At 64.7% G+C, this 19071-nt stretch carries 19 protein-coding genes; 3 read left to right on the top strand and 16 right to left on the bottom strand.

Translation table 11 applies throughout. The features are described from left to right. Positions 1 to 362: 362 nt before the first annotated feature. From EAH86_RS17680 to EAH86_RS17665, 4 genes are all read right to left on the bottom strand, one after another. Positions 363 to 614, bottom strand: a complete 252-nt coding sequence (locus tag EAH86_RS17680; protein ID WP_140743182.1) for a hypothetical protein — start codon at positions 612 to 614, stop codon at positions 363 to 365. Between the two features lies 1 nt (position 615). After that, positions 616 to 864 (bottom strand): hypothetical protein, encoded by a 249-nt coding sequence (locus tag EAH86_RS17675; RefSeq protein WP_140743180.1) that lies wholly within the window; start codon positions 862 to 864, stop codon positions 616 to 618. 1 nt (position 865) lies between these two features. Beyond that, complete coding sequence (locus EAH86_RS17670) at positions 866 to 1291, bottom strand: plasmid replication, integration and excision activator (RefSeq protein WP_140743178.1); 426 nt, start codon at positions 1289 to 1291, stop codon at positions 866 to 868. Between the two features lie 244 nt (positions 1292 to 1535). Then, entirely contained in the window at positions 1536 to 1937 is a 402-nt protein-coding gene (locus EAH86_RS17665; RefSeq protein WP_140743176.1) for a hypothetical protein, read from the bottom strand. Between the two features lie 322 nt (positions 1938 to 2259). Here EAH86_RS17665 and EAH86_RS17660 point away from each other — a divergent pair, with 322 nt between their 5' ends. After that, positions 2260 to 3105, top strand: a complete 846-nt coding sequence (locus EAH86_RS17660) for a TetR/AcrR family transcriptional regulator (RefSeq protein ID WP_140743174.1) — start codon at positions 2260 to 2262, stop codon at positions 3103 to 3105. A gap of 274 nt (positions 3106 to 3379) precedes the next feature. Here the strand turns inward: EAH86_RS17660 and EAH86_RS17655 are convergent, their stop codons facing one another. Next, entirely contained in the window at positions 3380 to 4210 is an 831-nt protein-coding gene (locus EAH86_RS17655) for a DUF4268 domain-containing protein (RefSeq protein WP_206665874.1), read from the bottom strand. Between the two features lie 252 nt (positions 4211 to 4462). Between EAH86_RS17655 and EAH86_RS17650 the strand changes: the two genes are divergently transcribed. Both EAH86_RS17650 and EAH86_RS17645 read left to right on the top strand, forming a co-directional pair. After that, a complete protein-coding gene (locus EAH86_RS17650; protein WP_140743170.1) occupies positions 4463 to 5368 on the top strand; it encodes a hypothetical protein in 906 nt (301 codons plus the stop codon). A 554-nt stretch (positions 5369 to 5922) separates the two neighbouring features. Next, complete coding sequence (locus EAH86_RS17645; protein WP_140743168.1) at positions 5923 to 6906, top strand: DUF6804 family protein; 984 nt, start codon at positions 5923 to 5925, stop codon at positions 6904 to 6906. A 9-nt stretch (positions 6907 to 6915) separates the two neighbouring features. Here EAH86_RS17645 and EAH86_RS17640 read toward each other — a convergent pair whose 3' ends face one another. The 11 genes from EAH86_RS17640 to EAH86_RS17590 form a co-directional block, all read right to left on the bottom strand. Then, positions 6916 to 8148, bottom strand: coding sequence for an MFS transporter (locus EAH86_RS17640; protein ID WP_140743166.1), 1233 nt, complete (start codon positions 8146 to 8148; stop codon positions 6916 to 6918). After that, complete coding sequence (locus tag EAH86_RS17635) at positions 8148 to 8366, bottom strand: DUF397 domain-containing protein (RefSeq protein ID WP_140743164.1); 219 nt, start codon at positions 8364 to 8366, stop codon at positions 8148 to 8150. Before EAH86_RS17635 ends, EAH86_RS17640 begins: the two co-directional genes overlap by 1 nt. Before the next feature lie 21 nt (positions 8367 to 8387). Beyond that, positions 8388 to 9221, bottom strand: coding sequence for a helix-turn-helix domain-containing protein (locus EAH86_RS17630; RefSeq protein WP_161988693.1), 834 nt, complete (start codon positions 9219 to 9221; stop codon positions 8388 to 8390). A gap of 55 nt (positions 9222 to 9276) precedes the next feature. Further along, on the bottom strand, positions 9277 to 9951 hold the full coding sequence (locus EAH86_RS17625; RefSeq protein WP_140743160.1) for a hypothetical protein: 675 nt from the start codon (positions 9949 to 9951) through the stop codon (positions 9277 to 9279). Next, on the bottom strand, positions 9948 to 11084 hold the full coding sequence (locus tag EAH86_RS17620; protein WP_140743158.1) for a C40 family peptidase: 1137 nt from the start codon (positions 11082 to 11084) through the stop codon (positions 9948 to 9950). Before EAH86_RS17620 ends, EAH86_RS17625 begins: the two co-directional genes overlap by 4 nt. A 1-nt stretch (position 11085) precedes the next feature. Next, positions 11086 to 11709: a hypothetical protein gene (locus EAH86_RS17615; RefSeq protein WP_140743156.1), complete on the bottom strand. Its 624-nt coding sequence runs from the start codon at positions 11707 to 11709 to the stop codon at positions 11086 to 11088. Then, positions 11706 to 13721 (bottom strand): hypothetical protein, encoded by a 2016-nt coding sequence (locus EAH86_RS17610; RefSeq protein ID WP_140743154.1) that lies wholly within the window; start codon positions 13719 to 13721, stop codon positions 11706 to 11708. Before EAH86_RS17610 ends, EAH86_RS17615 begins: the two co-directional genes overlap by 4 nt. Before the next feature lies 1 nt (position 13722). Then, positions 13723 to 16266, bottom strand: coding sequence for an ATP-binding protein (locus tag EAH86_RS17605; RefSeq protein WP_140743152.1), 2544 nt, complete (start codon positions 16264 to 16266; stop codon positions 13723 to 13725). Further along, the gene (locus EAH86_RS17600; RefSeq protein ID WP_140743150.1) at positions 16263 to 16688 is read right to left on the bottom strand and encodes a hypothetical protein; all 426 of its coding nucleotides are present in this window, start codon (positions 16686 to 16688) and stop codon (positions 16263 to 16265) included. Before EAH86_RS17600 ends, EAH86_RS17605 begins: the two co-directional genes overlap by 4 nt. 4 nt (positions 16689 to 16692) lie before the next feature. Further along, positions 16693 to 16980 (bottom strand): hypothetical protein, encoded by a 288-nt coding sequence (locus EAH86_RS17595; RefSeq protein ID WP_241668439.1) that lies wholly within the window; start codon positions 16978 to 16980, stop codon positions 16693 to 16695. Between the two features lie 1147 nt (positions 16981 to 18127). Then, the gene (locus EAH86_RS17590; RefSeq protein ID WP_140743148.1) at positions 18128 to 18973 is read right to left on the bottom strand and encodes a hypothetical protein; all 846 of its coding nucleotides are present in this window, start codon (positions 18971 to 18973) and stop codon (positions 18128 to 18130) included. Positions 18974 to 19071 lie beyond the last annotated feature (98 nt).

Below are 19071 nucleotides of genomic sequence, written 5' to 3'. Positions count from 1 at the left end.
AGGCGACCAGTCCGTTGCGTGACGCAGCCTTGGCCCATCTTGAGCGGTACCAAGGTGCGGCGGCGATCGAGGCGAGTCGCGGGTGCGCAGTGTTAGCGAATGAGCTCGGTGCCGCGAGTCGCCACGTGATCAGCGCCAGCAGGACTCCGATTGCCGTCCAGATGAGGAATCGCGATCCCAGGACGTATCCCTCGATTGCGAGCCCCACGACGATGATCGCCGGCACTGGGTTTCGGGCAGCTGCGAGCAGGATGGCGCCGATGGCGCGAACGAGCGCCCAGCCGAGTCGGACGATTCCCTCGAGAACGATCGACAGAGGATCGTCACTGTCGAACATCGGACGAGCGGGGGAGCGGTCCATGTCAGAAACCCGCGCCCGCGACACTCGCCACCGCGTTGCCGATGAGCGTCGCGGCCTCGCCCATGTGACGTTCGACCTGAAGGAGGTGTTCGTCGAGGTCTCGATCGGGGCAGCTGTGGAGCTGATCCCTCAGCCTGGACTGCCGACCGTAGAGATCCTCCTGCTCCCGCCACAGCGACTGAAGCCGCCGGTGTACCTCATCGGGTGCGACGCCGACCGCGTTGGACCACTGCCTTGCCTGCCCGGCGCGCATCTCACCTCTCCCTTCTCAGATCGGAGAGCGCGTCGGTCAGCCTGTCTCCGGCCGCACCTAGGGCACGACTGGCGGAGCTGATCGAAGCGAGCATCCCTTCGTCGGGAGCGTCGGAGAGGCCCACGCGCAACTTCGTCAGTTCTGCGTGAAGCTCCTCCACGAGGCGGACCCGTGAGGAGAGTGCCCACGGCAGTTCAAGTTCCCCAACGCCCAGGGCTTCTGCCCACGCAACCATGTCGATGGGGCGCACGTCAGGCAGCCTTGGTCGGACTCTGCTGGCTGCTGGATCCGGACTTCACCGGCCCCATTGCGTCCGCGCGGTAGGACCAAGCGATGCGCGAGAAGTCTTCGTTGACCTTCTCGACGTAGGGGAGGGCGGACAGGCCGTGGAAGATCACGGGCGTGATCGGTCCCCCGCTTTCGTTGGCCGGCGGCACCGGCTGGACCTTCGCCAGGAACTTCACAGTGACGGTCCGGGCACTCTTCGATGCGTCGGGGTCCAGGTCCAGCACGTCGACCTGCCAGATCGGCAGACCCGTGTCGATGTCGACCTGCTGCACCTTGTTCTCCCGCGTCGACCGGTCGAAGTCCGACACGGAGGTCACGGGCGAAACGATGAAGGCCCCATGGGGGAACACCTCGTCGTGGGAGATCTTGAACCGCTTTGCGATGGCCATGGTTGCTTCCTCCATGTTCGGCAGAGCGCCTTATGCACTACTGCATAGCACTGACTATGCAGTAGTGCATGTGTGGAGTCAACTCTTTGTCCGACCTAGTTGGAATCACTCCACGCGATCCGAAGGGAGTGGCGAAACGGCTCGGGCCTGAGGCTCGGCGGCGTTGGCGGGATAAGGCGTCGCCGTCCCACGCGCATGGAGCGGAGGTCAAATTGACCTCCGCTCCATGTCGGTTTAGCGCTAGCTAGCCGATCCGCTGGTACACCGAGGCGATGTCGGCGCCGTTGGAGAGGAGGGTGTACTTGACGTAACCGCTCTGCATGTAGCGGTACAGGTACCACTTCCAGGCCCCGACAGCCGAGCCGCCGTTCTGCTGGCTGGATGTGGCCGACCAGTAGAGCTGACCCGCGTTGTTGTAGAACTCGGCGCGAACCCTCGTGTTCGAGAGCCAGCCGGCCCAGGCGATTGGTGCGGAAAATCCCGCGCCAGCTGTCTGGACGTACGTTCCGGAGCCGATCGTCTGGCCGCAGAACTGGGAGGGGTATCCCCACGAGTATCCGTAGCCGTAACCGGTGCAGGAATATGCGGAGGCGGACGCTGGAGACGCCGCGACTGTGGTGATGCCGAGGATGGTGGCCATCGCCATGACGAGCACGATGGCTCGGCGACGAAGACCCTGGGTCCAGGTCCTACTCGTTTGACGACCAGTTATCCCAGCCGTGATTCGAGAGGCGGACTGTTGCGTGTGGCCAGCCTTGGCTGGCGACAGGTTTGCGCTCATCGCTAGCTCCTTAAGAGGGGCGGTTCTCACCGCCTTGCTCAGGCCCTCAAGTCGATGGCCTGTCGCCTACTCAGCGGGGCCCATCACCGGGTAGGTTAGCCCCAAGAGTAGAAGATGGTGAGCCGCAAAGCAATAGCCTTGCCCCATCAATGGAACAAGATGTACCACGGGAGCGACAGTGAGTGATATGAGCGAAACGGCGAGTCCTATGGAGACGGGCGAGGCTACCTCCGAGTCGATGGAGCGACTGCGTCGGCGGCTGCTAGATGCCGCACAACGGATTGTGGAGCGCGCAGGCGGGGTCAGCGTCACGCTGGACATCACTCTCGACATGGTGATGAAGGAGGCGGGGGTATCCCGCACAAGCCTGTACCGCGCGTGGCCTCGGAAGGAGGAGTTCGAAGTGGACCTCCTCTGCGACTTGGCTGGGCCAAGCTGGCAAGGGACGGCGGCGTTCGATGAGGAGACCATCCTGCTTGCTCGGAACGTCGTGGCCGAGCGCCTCGAGCTGCTGCAGACATCCGGGGGACGAGAGCAATTGCTACGCGAGATAGTGAGGCGGGCTGCCAACCAGAACTTCTCGGCCCTAGTGGCTTCAGCTCAGTGGCGCACATATGTGGCGCTAACCGCGACCATCCTCTCAATGCCAGACGAGGATCGTCGCACTCGCGTCCGAGATTCGCTACAGCAGGCTGAGGCCGTTTTCATCCAGCACATGGCCGTGTTCTACGAGGGTATGTCTGCCATCCTCGGCTACCGACTCCGCGAACCCGACCTGGGGTTCGAGCGGCTCGCTGCAGTGGGTGCGGCAGTCGTGGAAGGATTGGGGTTGAGACAGCTGATTTCTGCGGCGACCGTTGACGCTCCGCTGATATTGGAGGGTCCCAACGGACCGGAGGAATGGAGCCTCGCGGCCTACGGGTTCTTCGGCGTTATCAACCAGATGATCGAGCCGGACCCGGGCTACGACGTAACGACCGCCCTGACGGACTACCTGAAGTCGCTGGCACAACAGGAGGTTTCTTCTGAGTAGCGGCTCAGGCTCTCCGGAGGTGTCCCTTGCCCCTTCCGGTTTCCCGGAACCCCGCGGACCTGGCGACCGCCATCGACCGCCATCGGCCTGTACAAGATGCGATGACGGCCGTCCGGTCGAAGCTCAGCAGATCCATGCGCGCGTGGGTCACTACGGACACATGTTCAAGCGCGAGGGGCAAGGCATCCAGCTCGCGTGATGGTTTAGAGGCGTCCTCGTTCTCCCGTTCCTAGCCATGGGCGCTAAGGACGTGCGCGCCTAATGCCTGGGACAGTCAGGATCGCGGCACGCCACCAACCGCCGCAAGCGCGCCCCGAAGCCGGGTCTGTCGGTCAAGCAGCCACTCGAGGTAGTGATTCCAGTTCTCCTCGACGCTCACGTCGGCATCGAGCAGGTAGTCCGCAACTCTGGTCGCCTTACGCTCGGGAAGCTCCTGCCAGTTAAGTGGCTGTCCATAGGCCCGCTCCACCCTTGCTTGGTCGGTCTCGAGGGCGTGAAATCGGCTGAGGTTGAGTTCCGCGTCAGTTGATTCGAAGACCAGTTCACTGGAGAGGCCGCGCTTCGTAAATGACGTGTAGTACGTGGCCCCGGGCGTTCCGGCTGTCATAGAAAACCAAGAGTCCCGTGGGGGACGAGTTGCCCGGGACCAGCCCTGCCGTTCGGCCTGCAGGACCTCGATCCAGCGGCTCCAGAAGGATCGATACAGAAGCTGTTTGCCCGTTGCCTCGGCCTGACTGGTCGCCGCCCGAACCGTCTTCTCCCAGTCGTTGGGTTGGGCGACGAGTCGGAACGACGGCGCTGGCTCGGACTGCCCTATCCGCACGACTCCGAGCTCGACACCGAAGAACCGCGTGTTCTCGTCCGTTCGAGCGTTCAGCCAGTCGATCGCCGCTCGATGCTCTGGTCGAAACGTTGCGGCGACCCAAACGATGGTCGTGGGATCCGTCCCGGCTGCGTACGTGAGGATCTGTCCGAGGTGAGCGTGGTCGGACGTTTCACGTTGATTTTCAACGATCACGACCTCTCCCGTTGCCTCGTCCCGGCCCATGAGGTCAAGGCTGAATCCGCCTACGGGGTGCTCCGCCACATCCAGGGCGAGATCCATGCCGAGCAAGTCGCTCAGAACGTCAACGTTATTGAGTAGCCACGGCGTGAAGCTGTGGGCCTCGTGAGGCCACACGTCACGGGGTACCAGACGGGTGAGCCGACCTAGGGCAGGCAGTGAACTGTCGGGCATAGGTACAGCTTGCCAGCCGGACCCTGATGCGTTCTTCAAGCACCACCTGCTCGCCTCATTTGACCGGCCAAGCTCGTCAAAGCACCCTTCGTGGGGCTGCACCGTTGCTATCGTCACGACGTGCCCACGAGCGATAAGTCCGATTTGAGACCTGGTACCCCCACGGTTGGGGACCATGCAGAGTATGAGTTCAAGTCCGTGCAGACGATCCGCGGAAGAGAAGCTAGCACCATCGCGAAGTGGCAGAAGGCGGGCTGGGAATTCGTCACCCAAGGCCAGGGGACGTTGCGGAGGGAGATGACCTTCCGCCGCGTGAAGCCGAAAGACCCTTGGCAGCAACTTGCGGCGTTCGCCGGCAAGAGCTGGGCGGCCTTCCGCCGTCTGGAGCCGAAGACGCAGCTGCGCCTCATTGCAGGGTCGGGCGGTCTGGTCCTACTCATGGTCTTCGTCGGCGTTGTAGCCGGGATCCAGGGCGGAGGCGCCACCTCGGATCCAGCCACGCTACCGACCAAGGCCGCGGTCGTACCGAACGTTCAACCGTCCAAGACGCCGCCTGGGTCGACAGTGTCGGCGTCCGAGGCCGTGGCATACAAATACCAAGGACCGAAATACGAGATCGTCATTACTGATAGAAACCAGGGTCCAGCCGCACTAAACCAATACTGGGTCTACACCAGAAAGATCGACTATTCGACCGTTGCGTACAAAGATCAGGTGAAGATGATCATTACGGACATCGCCCACATCGAGGGTACGGACAAATTCCTGGTGGAAGTCGTCACGGACAAGGAAATAGCTGAAGCGGAGTCCCCTTCCACGTACGAGAGCTTCATCGAGGAGCATGGGATGAACTACGCCATAAAGACTATCCCGCAGCACGAAAAGGCAGGTTGGGTCGCATCGTATTCAGGCGGATTTGACTCCGACGCCGGAGAACCAAGCGACTCCGTCAACGCTTTTGAAGTGATTTGGCGTCCTTACGCAACCTCAAAAATCGAGAAGTGGCGACCAGAGGCCATGGGCTAATCGCCGTCGTTGACGACGAGCAATCCTTTAGCACCGACCACAACCTCAGTGCCCCGTTTGAAGTGGCTGCGCCCATTCGCGGAACCTTGTCCGGGCCCGCGTGCCCTGCGCGATACTCCTGACATCTCTGTCCGTTCTAGGAGGGTGCATGGACGAAGTTGCGTCCAAGATCGCTTGGAGCTCGATCGCCAACTTGATGCAGGGCCTTGGCTTCCCAGACCTCGAGGAGTTCGCGGCGGACGTTGCAAAGTGCGCAGGCATCCCCCCTGACGGCTTCGGCCTCCAGAGCATCGATGCCACCGCTGGGGCGCAGCAGTCAACTCCGCTCATGATCGGCTTGGACTTGATCGGCCTTCTTGTCGTGCAACCACTTGACTTTCCCGCCTCCAAGGAGGACATCGTCGCCGCGAGTCGGCGGCTCCACCAAGATGTGGCCACCTTCTTGGCGGCTCGCGCGGGTGCCACGAGCGTCGTTGCCAACATGGAAGAAGTCCATCTCAAGGCGTCCGCCACCTCAGACGATGACTTGGTCGAGTGGCTGGACGAACAGCTCGATGGGCAATCAGGGATTTTGGTTCTCCGAATACGAGTGGCTGGACGAGGAGCGAGAGCCCAACAAGGGGCCAGGGTTCCAGATGACGCTCGAATTTCATGGCTCTTCGGCCCGTGTATCGATCGACTTCCCATTCGATCTCGAATCTGGGATCCAGTTGATCCGCGACATCATCGACGAGCTTGAGGCTGACTACTGGCGCAGACTGGATCCAGGATCCGAATGGTTTGCCAGTAGCGTTTTCGAGCGCTTTCCGTTCCTGCGGGAGCAACTTCCTTCGACGGAGGAGTTGCCGCATCGCCTCCGGGGTGAGGCGGCCAGGGATGCTGCGAAGGACTGGTCGCGAAAGCGACTGCACTCAATACTGCTCGAGTTGGGGCCCGAGCGAGGTCCGGCCCTGGACTTGGACTTTGACGAGGCGGTTCGCGACCTAGCGCATCAGGTCGAGGAGGCGATTTTGACAGATGAGGCCACGCAAGGAGGTGCGCGTGACGTCTCTGCTGCCACGGAGAGTCCCTCCCCTGAGATCGAGGCGACTCTTTCATGGGCCGCCAGTTCACAGATTCCAGGGCGCGGGGCGGGCGCAGGCCCATCGCTCACTCCGGATGCCACCCGGGACGAGCCTCAGGACTCCTTCTGGCGACTTCGCCCGCACGCCGCTCCGGCCGCGATCAGCACCATCATGCTCTTCTTGGCGCTCGGCGATCATCCTTACGGCTTCTACACGAGCTTGAGGTGGATCGTGTTCGCGTCGGCGCTCGGCGTTTCCTATGTTCTCCACGAATGGAACGGCACGCATGTAGGTGAACCTGTAGGTCGGGAGGTCGGGCTCGTCGTCTTCATCGGACTGGCGATCCTCTTCAACCCCGTCGTACCAGTGACCCTCGAGAGGGGCACGTGGGCACCCATTGACTACTTCGGTGCGCTCGTATTCGCCCTCGTTGCATTCGGTCTAAAGCGCCCAAGCTCCGCGACGTCGAGGTAAAGGCGCCCATCAGCGTTGAGCCAATCGACGTGGGCTGACGAAGTAGGCCGAAGCCGCCAGAGCGCAGGCGAATGACATGAGCAACGGAGCGCCGAGGCCAGCCGCGTTGCCGACGAGTCCGCCGAGCAGTGCGCCAACACCTGCCGAGCCGAGACCTAGGGTGCGCGTGCCGGCGCTGACGCGACCCAGGAGATCGTCCGGTGTGAGGCTCTGTCGCGCTGAGGCTCCGATGACGGTGACAGTCATGCTAGACAGCCCAATTAGCACGAGAGCAGCTCCTGCGAGCCAACGGTTGGGCCACATCCACATGGCGCCCCACGCGATGCCCTGCACAAGTAGGCCGAAGGCGTAGGCGCGCGGGCTCGTCAGGCGTCGCTGAATGCGCGGAGCCAGCCAAGCCCCGAGGAGACCGCCTATTGCGATCATGGCGAGGAGCAGGCCGAAGCCCCGGTCGCCCAGGTGGAGGCGGTCCTGTGCGAAGAGGACCAAGGGCGCGAAGGCGATGTTGTAGGTCAGGTTGAAGCTGGCCATCCCGAGGGTCAGTGCCCGCAGTTCGCGATGCCTCCACAGGAACCGCACGCCCTCCCTCATGGCGGCGCGCACTCCGGCGGGGGCCGCTGATCGGCCCTCGGCACGGTCGACGCCACCCAGTCCCGCCAGCAGGAGAGCCGACACCACGAAGGTGAGGGCGTTGCTGGCGAATGGCAACACCGTGGCCAGCGCGAAGAGGGCGGCACCGAGGGGCGGTCCTATCAGCGACCGACCGACGAGGTCGAGTGACCACAGGCGGCTATTTGCTCGCGCGAGAACGCCCGGTTCGCGACCGACCACCTGAGGGATGGCTGCCTGTGCCGCGGGGTCGAAGAAGCAACTGGCTACTCCGATCGCGAAGACAACCAGAACGAGCATCAACAGCGATGCGACATCAAGAGCCACAGCGATCGCGAGCCCAGCCAACAACATGGCCCTTGCAACATCGGCCAGCACCATGGTTCTTCGCCGCGGCCACCGGTCCACGAGTGCTCCAGCGGGCAGACCCACGGCTAGCCACGCGGCATACCCGGCTGCGACGGTCAGGGAGACCCCCACGGGGTTCCGGGTGAGTGATGCGGCTAGCAGGGGCACGGCTGCCAGCACCATCCCTTGTCCTGCGATCGAAACTCCCGTGGACGCGAGCAGCCTGCCGAGACCGCCGACTCCGGGGGTCTCGACAGGCTGACGCATCTCCACAGGATTGCTCATCAGCTCGTGCGCAGCCTGTCGTACTCGAATTCGCCAAGTGCGACGCCGCCGGTGAACGCACGCCACTCCTGCTCGTTGAACTCCAGGATCGGGCCGTGGCCCTCCGCCTTGGTGTCACGCACACCAACGGCGCCGTCGGCGAAGGCGACTTCCACGCATCCGCCGCTGTCGCTCAGGACACTCTTGCGCCACCGGGCTGACTTCCACTTCTCATCCATCGGATTTCCCCTCAGATGGGTTCACGACGCCAGTTGACGCCGAGTCCTTTCGATCAGGAGCCGTGAGGCGTCCTTGTCGAGCGCGTCTCGTTGAAGGTCGCGGAACAGTCGTCGATAGGCGGCCACGTCGGTCTCAGACGACAGGTAGAGGTCGGCCGTCTGCGCTTCTACGAGGACGACGGGAGTGCCTTCTGCGAAGTCGTAGAGGACGAAGGAACCTGCTGCGTATGCCGCTCGGTCACCTTGGGCGGGTCGGACGCGAAGGTCCACGATCCCCTCGTCGACGACATCGAGGACGGCGCTCAGCTGCTCGTGCATCGTGGCCCGGCTGCCAGGGCTCCGCTCGAGGACACCCTGCTCGACGACGACCTGGTACACCACTCTGCGCCGGTTCCGGAGAGCGTCCTGTCGCGCCTGTCGTCGTGCAGCGATGCCCTCGGGTGATGGGAAGCGTCCGGACTTGGCAATCGCGTTCGCATACGAGGGCGACTGAAGCAGGCCCGGGAACCACAGAGCTTGGTACTGCAGGAGCCGCTTCACGCGTGCCTCGACCGCACCGACCTCAGCCTGGCGACGCCGTGGACCACCAGCCCTAACGACCCATGCTCCCTGCGCACCATCGTCTCGAGCTACCCAACTGAGGGTCTCGGCACGGATCTCTTCTGCAACGCCGTAGTAGTCCAACAGGGTCGCGACTTCGCCGATCGAGGCGCCGAACCGGCCGGTCTCGACGCGAGAGACCTTGGACTGGGACCACCCGAGTTCGCGGGCCACTGCCGACCCCGAAAGTCCCGCCTGCTCGCGGATGCCGCGCAGCTCGTTTCCAACCCTTGCGTTGGAAGCCAGGTCACCCACGGAGTCGTCCGATGCACATATGCATAGGACCACCATACAGACGGCAAGCATGGGATTACTCCACCCAGACGTTGGAGGCGTGCTCCCAACGCAGGCTTGGGTGAGGTTCGGCCGGGTAGTCGCGTGCCCATCGGTACCAGTCGCGCTCGGCCATGACAGTGATGGCGAGGTCGCCGTCGTTGGTCATGCGGACGGGGCTGACCGCTCGTAGATCGGTTTCGACGCTGTCCCCTGCAACGACGACGCGGGCGCCCACGGGGTCGGGGTGCCCTTGCACTGAGTGAAGGGTTCGGAGCTCCGGCGTATTGGGGTCCCTGTTGAGGTTGTCCAACCAGACGACCGAACCCGGGTCTTCGGCCGGAGTGGTGGAGGAGACATATTGCTCGACCCAAACGCGTGAACGCCCGACGGCGAAGCGATTAGTGCTCTCGCAATCGCCGTAGTAGTCCCGCTCCTCTTGGACCCAGACGGCGGGCTCGTCAACGCCTCTGACCTTGGGGACCACTTCCGACACGATCCGCAGACTGTCTTTCCAGCCGTGGGCAAGCCAGTTGCCGTCATGGGTGTAGCTGGTCATCAGGAACCGAGCCCGTCGCCCTGTGAGGGGCTCGTTGAGGCCGAGCGCGCGGCGAATCAGAAGTGCCGGGAAGTGGTCGTTGAGGCGCCCCACAGAGCCGTCACGATCGGTCATTTCCGCCTCAGCGAGATCATCGAACTCTGCGCCGGTCATTGCTGGGATCCTGATCCAACCTCGTCCGTCGAGCCGTCAGGGCGGGCGACCAGGGCGAGTTGGGACGAGTAGTAGGGATCCTTGAGTACGTCGTGGACGACCTCGACCGTCTTGCCGGTACGCGGTGCGTGGACCATCCCGCCTTGCCCGTCGTAGATGCCGACGTGGTGGTAGCTGCCGGGCGCGTCGCCGGGTGAGTGGAAGAACAGCAGGTCGCCAGCTCGAAGGTGAGAGCCAGGAGAAACGTGGGGCAGGGCGGCGGCTTGAGCGTCGGTGACCCGGGGAAGTGTCCGTCCGGTGGCCTGGTGGTAGGCGTATTGGACCAGGGAGGAGCAGTCGAAACCAACCGTTGCGCTGCCCGGTCCGAATCCGTTCCCTGGCCCGCCGATGCCTCCACCGCCCCAGCTGTAGGGAGTGCCGAGAAACTGCAGGGCTGAGGCGACTGCGTTGGAGCCTTGGGTGCCGTCGCCGGTGTAGTCGGCATTGGCGTAGCAGGTGGCGGACAGCACGGCCGGGCTGGCGACGATCTGTTGCGCGAGGGGTTCCCATCTGGCGTAGGCGTCGGGGAACGCACTGGCTTGTACCGCCTGGGCCGCGCTCGTGAGTGGCATGGCCTCGAAACCGTGGATCTGGACCAGCCCCTTCTGACCGCCCTTGCCGCCTTCATAGAACATCCGGGCGGCGGTCTCGGGGTTGAGCCGGTCGGCGTCTGAGCCCCAGCCGGCGCGTTGCTGGAAGAGGCCGAGGCTGTCGAGGTGACCGTGGTCGAGGTTGGTGAGGCTGGACTCCTGCAGGGCGGTTGCGACGGCGATGACCCAGCCGTAGGCCGGCACGTTGAGCTGGCGGCCAACCGCAACGATGGTCTGGGCGTTGGCGAGCTGCTCCCCGCTTAGGTCCTGGGCGTTGGCGCCTGAGGTCGCAGCGAAGGCTGTGGTAGCGGTAGAGCAGTTCCCGGCGACCTGGGCCGTGCCTGAGTCGCTATCTCCGGTGTTGAACAGCAGCAGGACGATCAGCCCCATCGCGAGGGCGCCGACCATGACCACGGGGAGGACAATGAGCCCTAGGCGAATGAGGCGACGCAAAACGACCTTGCGGGCCATCTGCGCGGCGGCTGCTACCAGCGGGGCCGGCATGTCAGCTCCCTGAGCTCGCTGTGGCTGGTGACAGCGACGGGGTTGGGGCACCGGGTGGGGCGTCGTCCGGGGCGAGCGTGTTGGCTTTCCACGTGCCGCTCTGGTTGACCAGATCAACGGCGATGCGGCCCCCGTCGGTGGGCACGCTGACCGTGGCGGTGGCGCTCTTGATCGACTTCAGGGCAGCGTCACCGGTGACTCGGGTGGCTGGGACTTGGGCTGGGTCAGTTCCCGTGAGGGACGAAATGAGGGATGGGGTTCCCCAGGGTTTCATGCCGGTCAGCCACGGCGTCTCCCCGTGGGTGGTGGTCGACCAGGCAGTGACGAACGCGGTGGCCACTGCCACCGGGGAGCCAGTCGTGACCTTGGTTGGCGTGGTTGAACTCGGGCGCTCTATAACCGATCCGGCTGTCGTCGGGGCGCTGGGGGTGGTCGTCGCGGCGGGCACGGTGGGCACGGACGCGGTCAGCGGTGGCCGCGGGGCAGGCGCGGCCGAGGCTCCCACTTCGTTGGTCAGGCGGCCCAGGCTCGCGAGCAGGACGAGCGCCAGCACGGCCGTCACGGTCAGGTTGCGCCATGACCACAGCGGCCATCGCACGGCGCGGCCGACTCGTCCGGCGTTCATTCCTCGACTCGTTTCTGCAGGCTCAGGACCGTCTGCTTGGTGTCGGGGTCGTAGAGGCGTGGACCGACACCGTCACGCCGGAATTGCGTGTGCGAGTCGTGGGCGAGGTTCGGGATCTCACGGGCGTCCGCTGGGATCTGAGGGACGATCCGGCCGCTGATCGGGGTCTCCCCGCTTGTGGCGCGGACCTTCACAGGATCGGGTTCCGGCTGCGCCTTCTGGACTTGACCAGCAAGGGCGTATGCCAGGCCCTCGCGATCGGCGTCCGCCTCGGCAAAGTCGGGGGCAAAGGTGGGGTCCTGGTTCGCGGTGACGGAGTGCGCGGGCCTGGGTGCCTCAACCGAGCTGAGCTGCAGGTGTTGAGGCGCAGGCAGGGCTCTCTCGGAATCGGCGATCGTGGGCAAGTATGCGGGTCGTCCGAAGGCTTCGGCGGGAAGCCCGGTGTGACGGTAGCGACGGTGGACACCGGTGTCCTGCGTGGCTGCCTTCTCGTCGCCATCGGCCTTCCTGTTCTGGTTGGCATCCTCGTTGGCCGCGTCGACGCCATGTTGGGTGGCCAGTCGCCGGGAGGTGTAGTTCCAGATCTCACGCCCACCACGTTTGGCCCAGCGTGGGCCTCCGGAGTGACCGAGGATGTTGGTGAACGACAGCAGGGGGAACAGCACGATGAACGCGGCCACGGTCGTCACCATGCAGAGCACGATGCCCAGGACGCCCATGCCAGTCGTGGTGGCGCGGGACAGGACTGCCGAGATGATCGTGGCGTGGACCGCGGACCCGGCAGAAAACGCGACCACGTTGACCACGGCCGCACCGCCCATGCTGAACACGCGCCGCACGATCGATGCCATCGGGGCCATGACCCCGACGACGGCGATAGCGGGGAACAGCATTACCAGTAGCCGCAGCATGACCAGACCGGCAAAGAGGAAGATGTCGGCGGCCAGCCGGAACAGCAGGCTGAACGTAGACCCGAGTGCGACCATCACCCCGGTTCCTGCGCGACCACCTGCCTTCCCCTGCAGGTAGCCGTACGCGACCGGGTCCTGCTTCTCGATCTCGGCGGCGGTCTTCTTCCAGTTCTCGGCCTTCTTCTCGGCGATCCGCTTGCCTGCTTCGGGGTCCTGCTCTGCCTGGCGCGCTTCGGCCCAGGTGAAGGCGCTGGCCTTGAACAGGTCCGGCCCCCACTTCTTGGCCGCGGGGGAATCGGTAGAGCCGAGCTCGCCGCGCAGCCAGTTGTCGTACAGGACGCGGTCGACCACCAAGGCGCCCTGGGCGCGCGCGGGGTCGGACGAGGCGGGCAGGTTGGTCAGGCCGCTGACGCCACTGCTGATGGCCGAGACGCTTGAGGTGACTGTGCTGTCGAAGAAGGTGGCGACCCGGGTCGGGTACTGGCCGATGCCGGCGACGATCGCTAACACCAGCAGTGCCCAGGCGGCGGCGGAGGTCACCGACGACAGTCGACCGCTCATCGAGTAGAACAGCAGCAAGGCACCGACTCCGACGAGTGCGGTGGCGCCCCACGGGGACCAGATCGAGTCGTGGAGCCGCTGCGTTACGCCGGCAACGACGTCGTCGAGCGGGGCCATGTACTCCTCGGGGTGGGCAACTTTATTGTGCAACCCGTTGGTGGCTGCGGCGCCCCACGTCGCGGTCGACATCAGAAAGTTGCCGGTCGCGGTGTCGATGCTGGCCTCGACGTCGCGCAGGCCACCACCGCAACCGAGGTCGTAGGTGTGCCACCCGAGTCCGGCGTACCCGTATTGCTCGTACACGCTGGTCGAGGGGTGGTCGGCGAACGGGTCGCGAGGTTCCGGTGGGGTCTCGGGCCCTTCGTCGAGGAACCCGGTGATCCCGGAACCGGGCAGCTGCGCCGTGGGTGCGTCCTTGCAGTCCGGCACTCCTGGGATGGTCGGTGCTGCGGAAGCTGCCCCGGCCAGACCCACACCGACCCCGGCCAGGATCGCGCCGATGGCCAGCATGCGGCATACGACCCCCCACGCTGCAGCCATCTCAGGCACTCTCCCTCTCGGACTCGTCCTCGGCAGTCGTTGGGGCGGCGGTGAGCTCGGGGCGCGCCACCCGGTTGCGGGCCTGATCGGGCTGGGCGGTGGTGTTGAGTGCGGCCAGCAGGTGCGGGTGGGCTGACAGGTCCATGCGGATCCGTTCGATGCCGCCGGTGCCGTCGCTGAAGATGAACTCACGCGATCCCCGTCGGCCCTCACGGGTCGGGCGGGACAGGGTGCCGAAGATCGACTCGTAGCCCATTCCGTCGCGGATGCCGGGCAGGAACCGCAGGGCGTCGGTCTGGGCGTCCTCACCGGTGAGGCGGCCGACGAACGCGGCCGAGATCAAGTTGGCCAGGTCCAGCTTGAGCAGGTCGGCGGGGTTCTGCGAGGCCATCAGCACGCGAGTGTTGTGTTTGCGGGAGTCGCGGGCGGCTCGGTCGATAAACCGACGGCCGGTGCTGAAGGTGGACAGCGCCCACGCCTCGTCGATGAAGATTCCCTTGCGGGCGTTGACATCTCCGAGGTACATGCCGCGTTGGGTGAGCCACGCGGCGAGGTAGAGCACGCACATCGACAGTCGCTCGTCGAGGTCCTCACTGTTGGCGGTGGACTCGTCAGGCAGGGCAAGCCCGCGCAGGCTGTACACGGTCAACAGCGGGTCTTCCCGCCCGTAGTCCTGCTGGTAGCCAGACGGGAAGATCAACCGGCCGTGGCTGGTCTTGGCAGCCTCGTTCAGGAAGTCCGCAATGTACCCGGCGTGGCGGCGCAGGTCCGGGTCTCCGTCCAGTCGGGTCAGTGCGTCGACGACCTCGTGGGTGGATGCGGTGTGCTTGGCTGACACCGCACCGACAGCACGCATCAAGGCCACCTCGGTCAGCATGTGGTCCTGCAGCTGGCGCGGCAGCATTGCCCGCAGTACCGATGAGGTGAGCAGGCGGCGGGTGTCCTCGGTCTGGTTCTGTGCGGTGCGCCAGTCCAGCTCGGAGTCGTAGTGCTCACGTCGAGGTTCAGCGATGACGCGGTAGGTGCACAGTGCGCCGGGAGGGGCGTCGAGCAGGTCGATCGCCTGGGATACCTCCGCCAGCTCGGGCAGGCGACACAACGCGGTCAGTCGACCAGAGGGGTCGAGCACAGTCCACGGGACGCCCTGCATGACGGTGCGGTAGATGATGTTGCCGCCGGCAGTGGACTTGCCCCCGCCCAGACCCGCGCACAGGACCGCGAGACCGGACTCCTCCCGGGTCTCGGTGCTCTCCCACGGCTCCCACGTGACCACGCGGGCGCTGGTGCCGGACGTCTCGCCAAGGTGGATCCCGACCCGGTCGCCCACCTTGGCGGTCGCAGCGGGGACGGCGGCCGCGAGGGTCGTCACCGGCATACGGCGCTTGTATGCCGTGGACGCTAGCTTCTCGCCGGGGATGAACTCGCGTGCGATGGCGTACTGGTCCGCGGGGCGGGCGATCGTGATCTGGGGCGTGTAGAGCTTGCGCAGCAGGCTCGCTCGCTCGAGTGCCTCCTCTTCCGATGCTCCGGAGACCGCAATGCGGTACCAGCCGGTGGTACGGGTCGACAGCCCGGACAGGCCCATCGAGATCTCGTCCTCAACGCCCAGGGCCTTGTCGGCCTGACGGTCCAGTGCCCCGGGGGCGGGCTCGTGGTGCTCGACCTCGTAGTGGTCCTTCTGGGCGCGAATCTTCTGGATGTTGCGACGCATCGCCATCCCGACCTTCGCGGAGTCCTCGATCGTGACCCGGGCGGACCACTCGACCGGGAAGCCGAGCTGGTCGGTGCGCTGCATCCATGGGATCCCGGCCGGGATCTCCAAGTCCGTCATCCTGCCCACGGACAGGACGCACACGTGCCGTTCGACGCGCTGGTCCTCGTTTTCACCGATGACGCGAAGGGTGCGCGCGTATGGCTCGGCGAACCACTGGACGTGGTCGGTGAACTCGTGCAGGTCCTCCTCCTCCCAGCGGCCGTCGTCGACAGCCCCGAGGGTCAGAGGTGCGGGCAGGCCAAGCGAGCAAGACCGGTGCAGCAGCCATTCCAGCTCGCGAGGTGTGACGGGTGCGCCGTCCATGCCCGGGGCGGCCATGATCTCGTCGGTGACGCGGATCTCCTTGGACAGGGCCGAGACCTCTCGGTCCGAAAACGTGCCGGCCAGCCCGCCGAGCGCCTTGTAGAGGCCCTTGCGTGCGGGGATCTCCACGCCCACGTAGACCTCCTTGTCGGCCATGCTGCGACCCGACAGGTGCCGCTGGTCGGTCAGAAGGTGGTTTCGCCACCCGGGCAGAGGGGCCGGGGCGTTCTCGTCGTGCGCGGCGGCCCAACGGCTGACCGGGTAGGGCCTGGTCGTGACCCGGATGTGCAGCTGACGCTTGACCAGTTGGGCATATGCATCCGCACCGTCGATGATCAGTTGCTCCCGCACGCTGTCCGGCCGAAACGACCACCCCTGCGGATCGAGGAGGTACCAAGCCACGATCCTGTCGGCGGTCACCGTGCAATGGCCGCTGATCCGGCGCAGCGATATCCCTGGCTTGCTCATGACGGAGCCTCTCTTGATGCGGACCTGGCTTGCAGACGGGCTGCCTTGCGTTGGGCCCGGCTCAGGCGTGTGGGGACGGCACGTACCCGAGCCGGGTGCATGAGGCCCACCGTGTGTCGGGTGCGCTCTCGCGGTGCGCCGACCTCGTGGGCAAATCCGGCGACGACCGAGCCGAGCGGTCGGTCTGCGTCGACGACGTTGAGGATGAGTCGGGTTAGCCCGACGGTGACCAGCAGGGTGTACGCCAGGCTGAAGAACCCCAGGCCGATGCCTAGCCTGCGCTCGATGACTTGGAGGAGAACGAAGACCAGGGCGCCCACGGCGTACGCGACGTAGCGCGCTCGGAAGGGCAGTGTCTTGTTGGGCGGGCCCAGCCAGACGGCGTTGACGTTGTAGATCTCGTCATCGACGGGAAGTCGCATCGGATCAACCTGTGATGAGCCCGGCCATCCAGGCGCCGAGATTGTCAGCTTGACCACTGCTGGCGATGCCGAGCACGGCCAGCGCCACGACAACTCCCGCTACAACCTTCATGGCTTTGGCGTTGTCGCCACGCTGAGCGAGCACGAACAGCATCACCGCGATGAGCAGCAGCAGCAGTGGGATGACGTTGTCCTTGATCCAGGACTGCAGGCCGCCGGTGTTGGCGGCCGACACGAGAGTCGTGTTCAGGGTGTTCATGATCGTCCCCAATCGGTTGGTGCGAGTGGCCACTCGCGCCACCATTAACCCGCCCGATACACCCTGAGTCCACCAATTGTCAGCGTTTGAGACGAGTACTTACCGTTTGTTGACCTTTCGTTCAGGACATGCGCCCGCGGAGGAGTCGGAGCCATTGCGACCTCTAGTGCGAGGATGGAGACCGTGGAACTGCTAGGTGGCGTCATGCTCGGGGTCGGGCTCAGCCTGATCGCGTCTTGGGCTTGGTCGCGCGCCCGTGTCTAGGCGGACCACTCCGGGCGGGACAGCAGGGGCCTTGGGTCTGGGCGAGGCGTGGGAGCCAATCCTCCGAAACCAAGGGGCAGGAGTCGGCGATTCACAAGCCTGGAGACGACGACTCATCGCAGCCACCGAGCCGCTCACGGTTGCGGACCTGCGGGTTGTGGCACTGAGGCTGCAGGGCCTCACGCCCTCGGTCATTGCCGCGCGCAGGAGTCGCAAACGAATGGACCGAGCCGCCGTAGAACGCTTGTGCTTGGCCGCCGCTGTACGTCTCACGAGTGACGACGCCGGCCCATCTTGGCGACTCTTGGGCATCGGTCGCAGTGGGCGGGAGCTCGTGCGCAATGCAATGCCACCGGAACGTGCGGTCCCTAACGTGCCACAAGCTGAGTTCGATCGGCTGTGGCTGGCAGGCCACTCCAAGCATGAACTCAGAGACCTACTGGCCATTGGCCCGACCGCGGTCGAGCGCCTCGCAACTCAGGCACCCCCTCGTTGGTTCGGGCGGGAGATCGCCGCGCACCTGGGGTGGTCCCGTGAGAACCACCGCATTCGGCTGGCCACCGGCCACTTCCCAGAGCCGGACGGGCTCGACGGCCGGAGCAAGTGGTGGTGGCCCGACACGATCACTACGTGGGCAAGTAGACAGCGATTTGTCCCCTGTCCGGTGTGTGGAGCACAGGCCGAGCGGCTCAAACAGCATTCGAGGATGCACTCCACCTAGGACGACATTTGCCATCGTGACTGCCGCTTTAGGAGTCGCATAGAGGTGTGTGTCGGGAGCCGAACGAGCACGAATTCATGCGTGCATACTTGTCATTCGTTGGCTAGCTGGACGCGTGACTTTCCAAGGTTGTGTGCCACAAACGTGCCACATTGGGGATTGGCCCCGATCACCTCACGAGGTCGCGGCCGAGTGTCAGGCCTCTTCGGGTATTCCGCCGTTCTTCTCCCACCAGGTCACGACGATTCTTATGAACTTCGAAGAGCTCGCGTCGTCGAGCGGGCCCGTCACGACGGCCCTAGCCGCCTCGCTGACGCTGTCGCCGATCCGCCTGAGTGCTCGGTAGGTCGCAAGCGGCGTCACGTTGGCCTGCGGTAGCCCGAAATACATGTCGTCATGGAGTCCATCCTTCGGATCGAAACGAGCATGTTCACCAAAAAAGCTCGCGACGCCGTTGTATCCATGAGCGGCCTCTTCAGATGTAGCAGGCTCCGCACCGAACTCCCGGTTGAGGGCAGCTGCGAGTTTGTGCTGCTGCTCTTCCTTGACCGGTACGCCATATCCGTGCACATAGAGGTCGCGAAGAGCTCGTAATGTGCGCAGGCCGCCCTTGTTTAGATCAATGGGATTCTTCAAGCACGTCTTGTAGAACGCGTGTTCCCATCCTCGCGGCCACGTTTTGCCGTTCGGGAAGACTGTCAGCTCGGGCCGCTCCCAACACGTTGCCGCGAGGCGTGCCAAGACAATCTCCGCCAAGGACACAGCTCGCGATAATGACAGCAGCCCGAGATGATGCTCTACGTTCCAGGGGTTGATCCCGAGGATCTGCTCGGCGTCCCAGATCGCATCGCCGCCGTCGTAGGCCGAGTCCTCGTGAGCGTTTTTGGAGAGCAGGAGGTCGTACTCACGGTTGAAGTCGCGTGCCGCGGCCATGATCACGTAACGATGCAGCTTGACGATTTCATCGAGTTCGCTTTCGAACTCCTGCATGAGGAAGTCGACGCGCGTTCTCGTACCGATGTGGCTCTCGCCTAAGTACATACCTGTCCCCTCATGCCATCGATCAGTCGCGTAGCTTGACCATGGGCACATGGTCGCTGATGCGATCAAGCCGATCTTGCCTTGCGAGCTCTCGAAAG

The organism is Pedococcus bigeumensis, assembly GCF_006438965.1.
GTDB lineage: Bacteria > Actinomycetota > Actinomycetes > Actinomycetales > Dermatophilaceae > Pedococcus > Pedococcus bigeumensis_A.
Note: the sequence above shows the minus strand (reverse complement) of the source record. Positions and strands in the feature narration are given on the sequence as shown.

Bases quoted from the DNA above. Each gene is read 5' to 3' on its own strand.
- EAH86_RS17680 (WP_140743182.1), bottom strand. From the start codon at position 614: ATGCGCGCCGGGCAGGCAAGGCAGTGGTCCAACGCGGTCGGCGTCGCA.
- EAH86_RS17670 (WP_140743178.1), bottom strand. From the start codon at position 1,291: ATGGCCATCGCAAAGCGGTTCAAGATCTCCCACGACGAGGTGTTCCCC.
- EAH86_RS17665 (WP_140743176.1), bottom strand. From the start codon at position 1,937: ATGGCGATGGCCACCATCCTCGGCATCACCACAGTCGCGGCGTCTCCA.
- EAH86_RS17660 (WP_140743174.1), top strand. From the start codon at position 2,260: ATGAGCGAAACGGCGAGTCCTATGGAGACGGGCGAGGCTACCTCCGAG.
- EAH86_RS17655 (WP_206665874.1), bottom strand. From the start codon at position 4,210: ATGGATCTCGCCCTGGATGTGGCGGAGCACCCCGTAGGCGGATTCAGC.
- EAH86_RS17645 (WP_140743168.1), top strand. From the start codon at position 5,923: ATGGGCAATCAGGGATTTTGGTTCTCCGAATACGAGTGGCTGGACGAG.
- EAH86_RS17640 (WP_140743166.1), bottom strand. From the start codon at position 8,148: ATGAGCAATCCTGTGGAGATGCGTCAGCCTGTCGAGACCCCCGGAGTC.
- EAH86_RS17635 (WP_140743164.1), bottom strand. From the start codon at position 8,366: ATGGATGAGAAGTGGAAGTCAGCCCGGTGGCGCAAGAGTGTCCTGAGC.
- EAH86_RS17625 (WP_140743160.1), bottom strand. From the start codon at position 9,951: ATGACCGGCGCAGAGTTCGATGATCTCGCTGAGGCGGAAATGACCGAT.
- EAH86_RS17620 (WP_140743158.1), bottom strand. From the start codon at position 11,084: ATGCCGGCCCCGCTGGTAGCAGCCGCCGCGCAGATGGCCCGCAAGGTC.
- EAH86_RS17615 (WP_140743156.1), bottom strand. From the start codon at position 11,709: ATGAACGCCGGACGAGTCGGCCGCGCCGTGCGATGGCCGCTGTGGTCA.
- EAH86_RS17610 (WP_140743154.1), bottom strand. From the start codon at position 13,721: ATGGCTGCAGCGTGGGGGGTCGTATGCCGCATGCTGGCCATCGGCGCG.
- EAH86_RS17605 (WP_140743152.1), bottom strand. From the start codon at position 16,266: ATGAGCAAGCCAGGGATATCGCTGCGCCGGATCAGCGGCCATTGCACG.
- EAH86_RS17600 (WP_140743150.1), bottom strand. From the start codon at position 16,688: ATGCGACTTCCCGTCGATGACGAGATCTACAACGTCAACGCCGTCTGG.
- EAH86_RS17590 (WP_140743148.1), bottom strand. From the start codon at position 18,973: ATGTACTTAGGCGAGAGCCACATCGGTACGAGAACGCGCGTCGACTTC.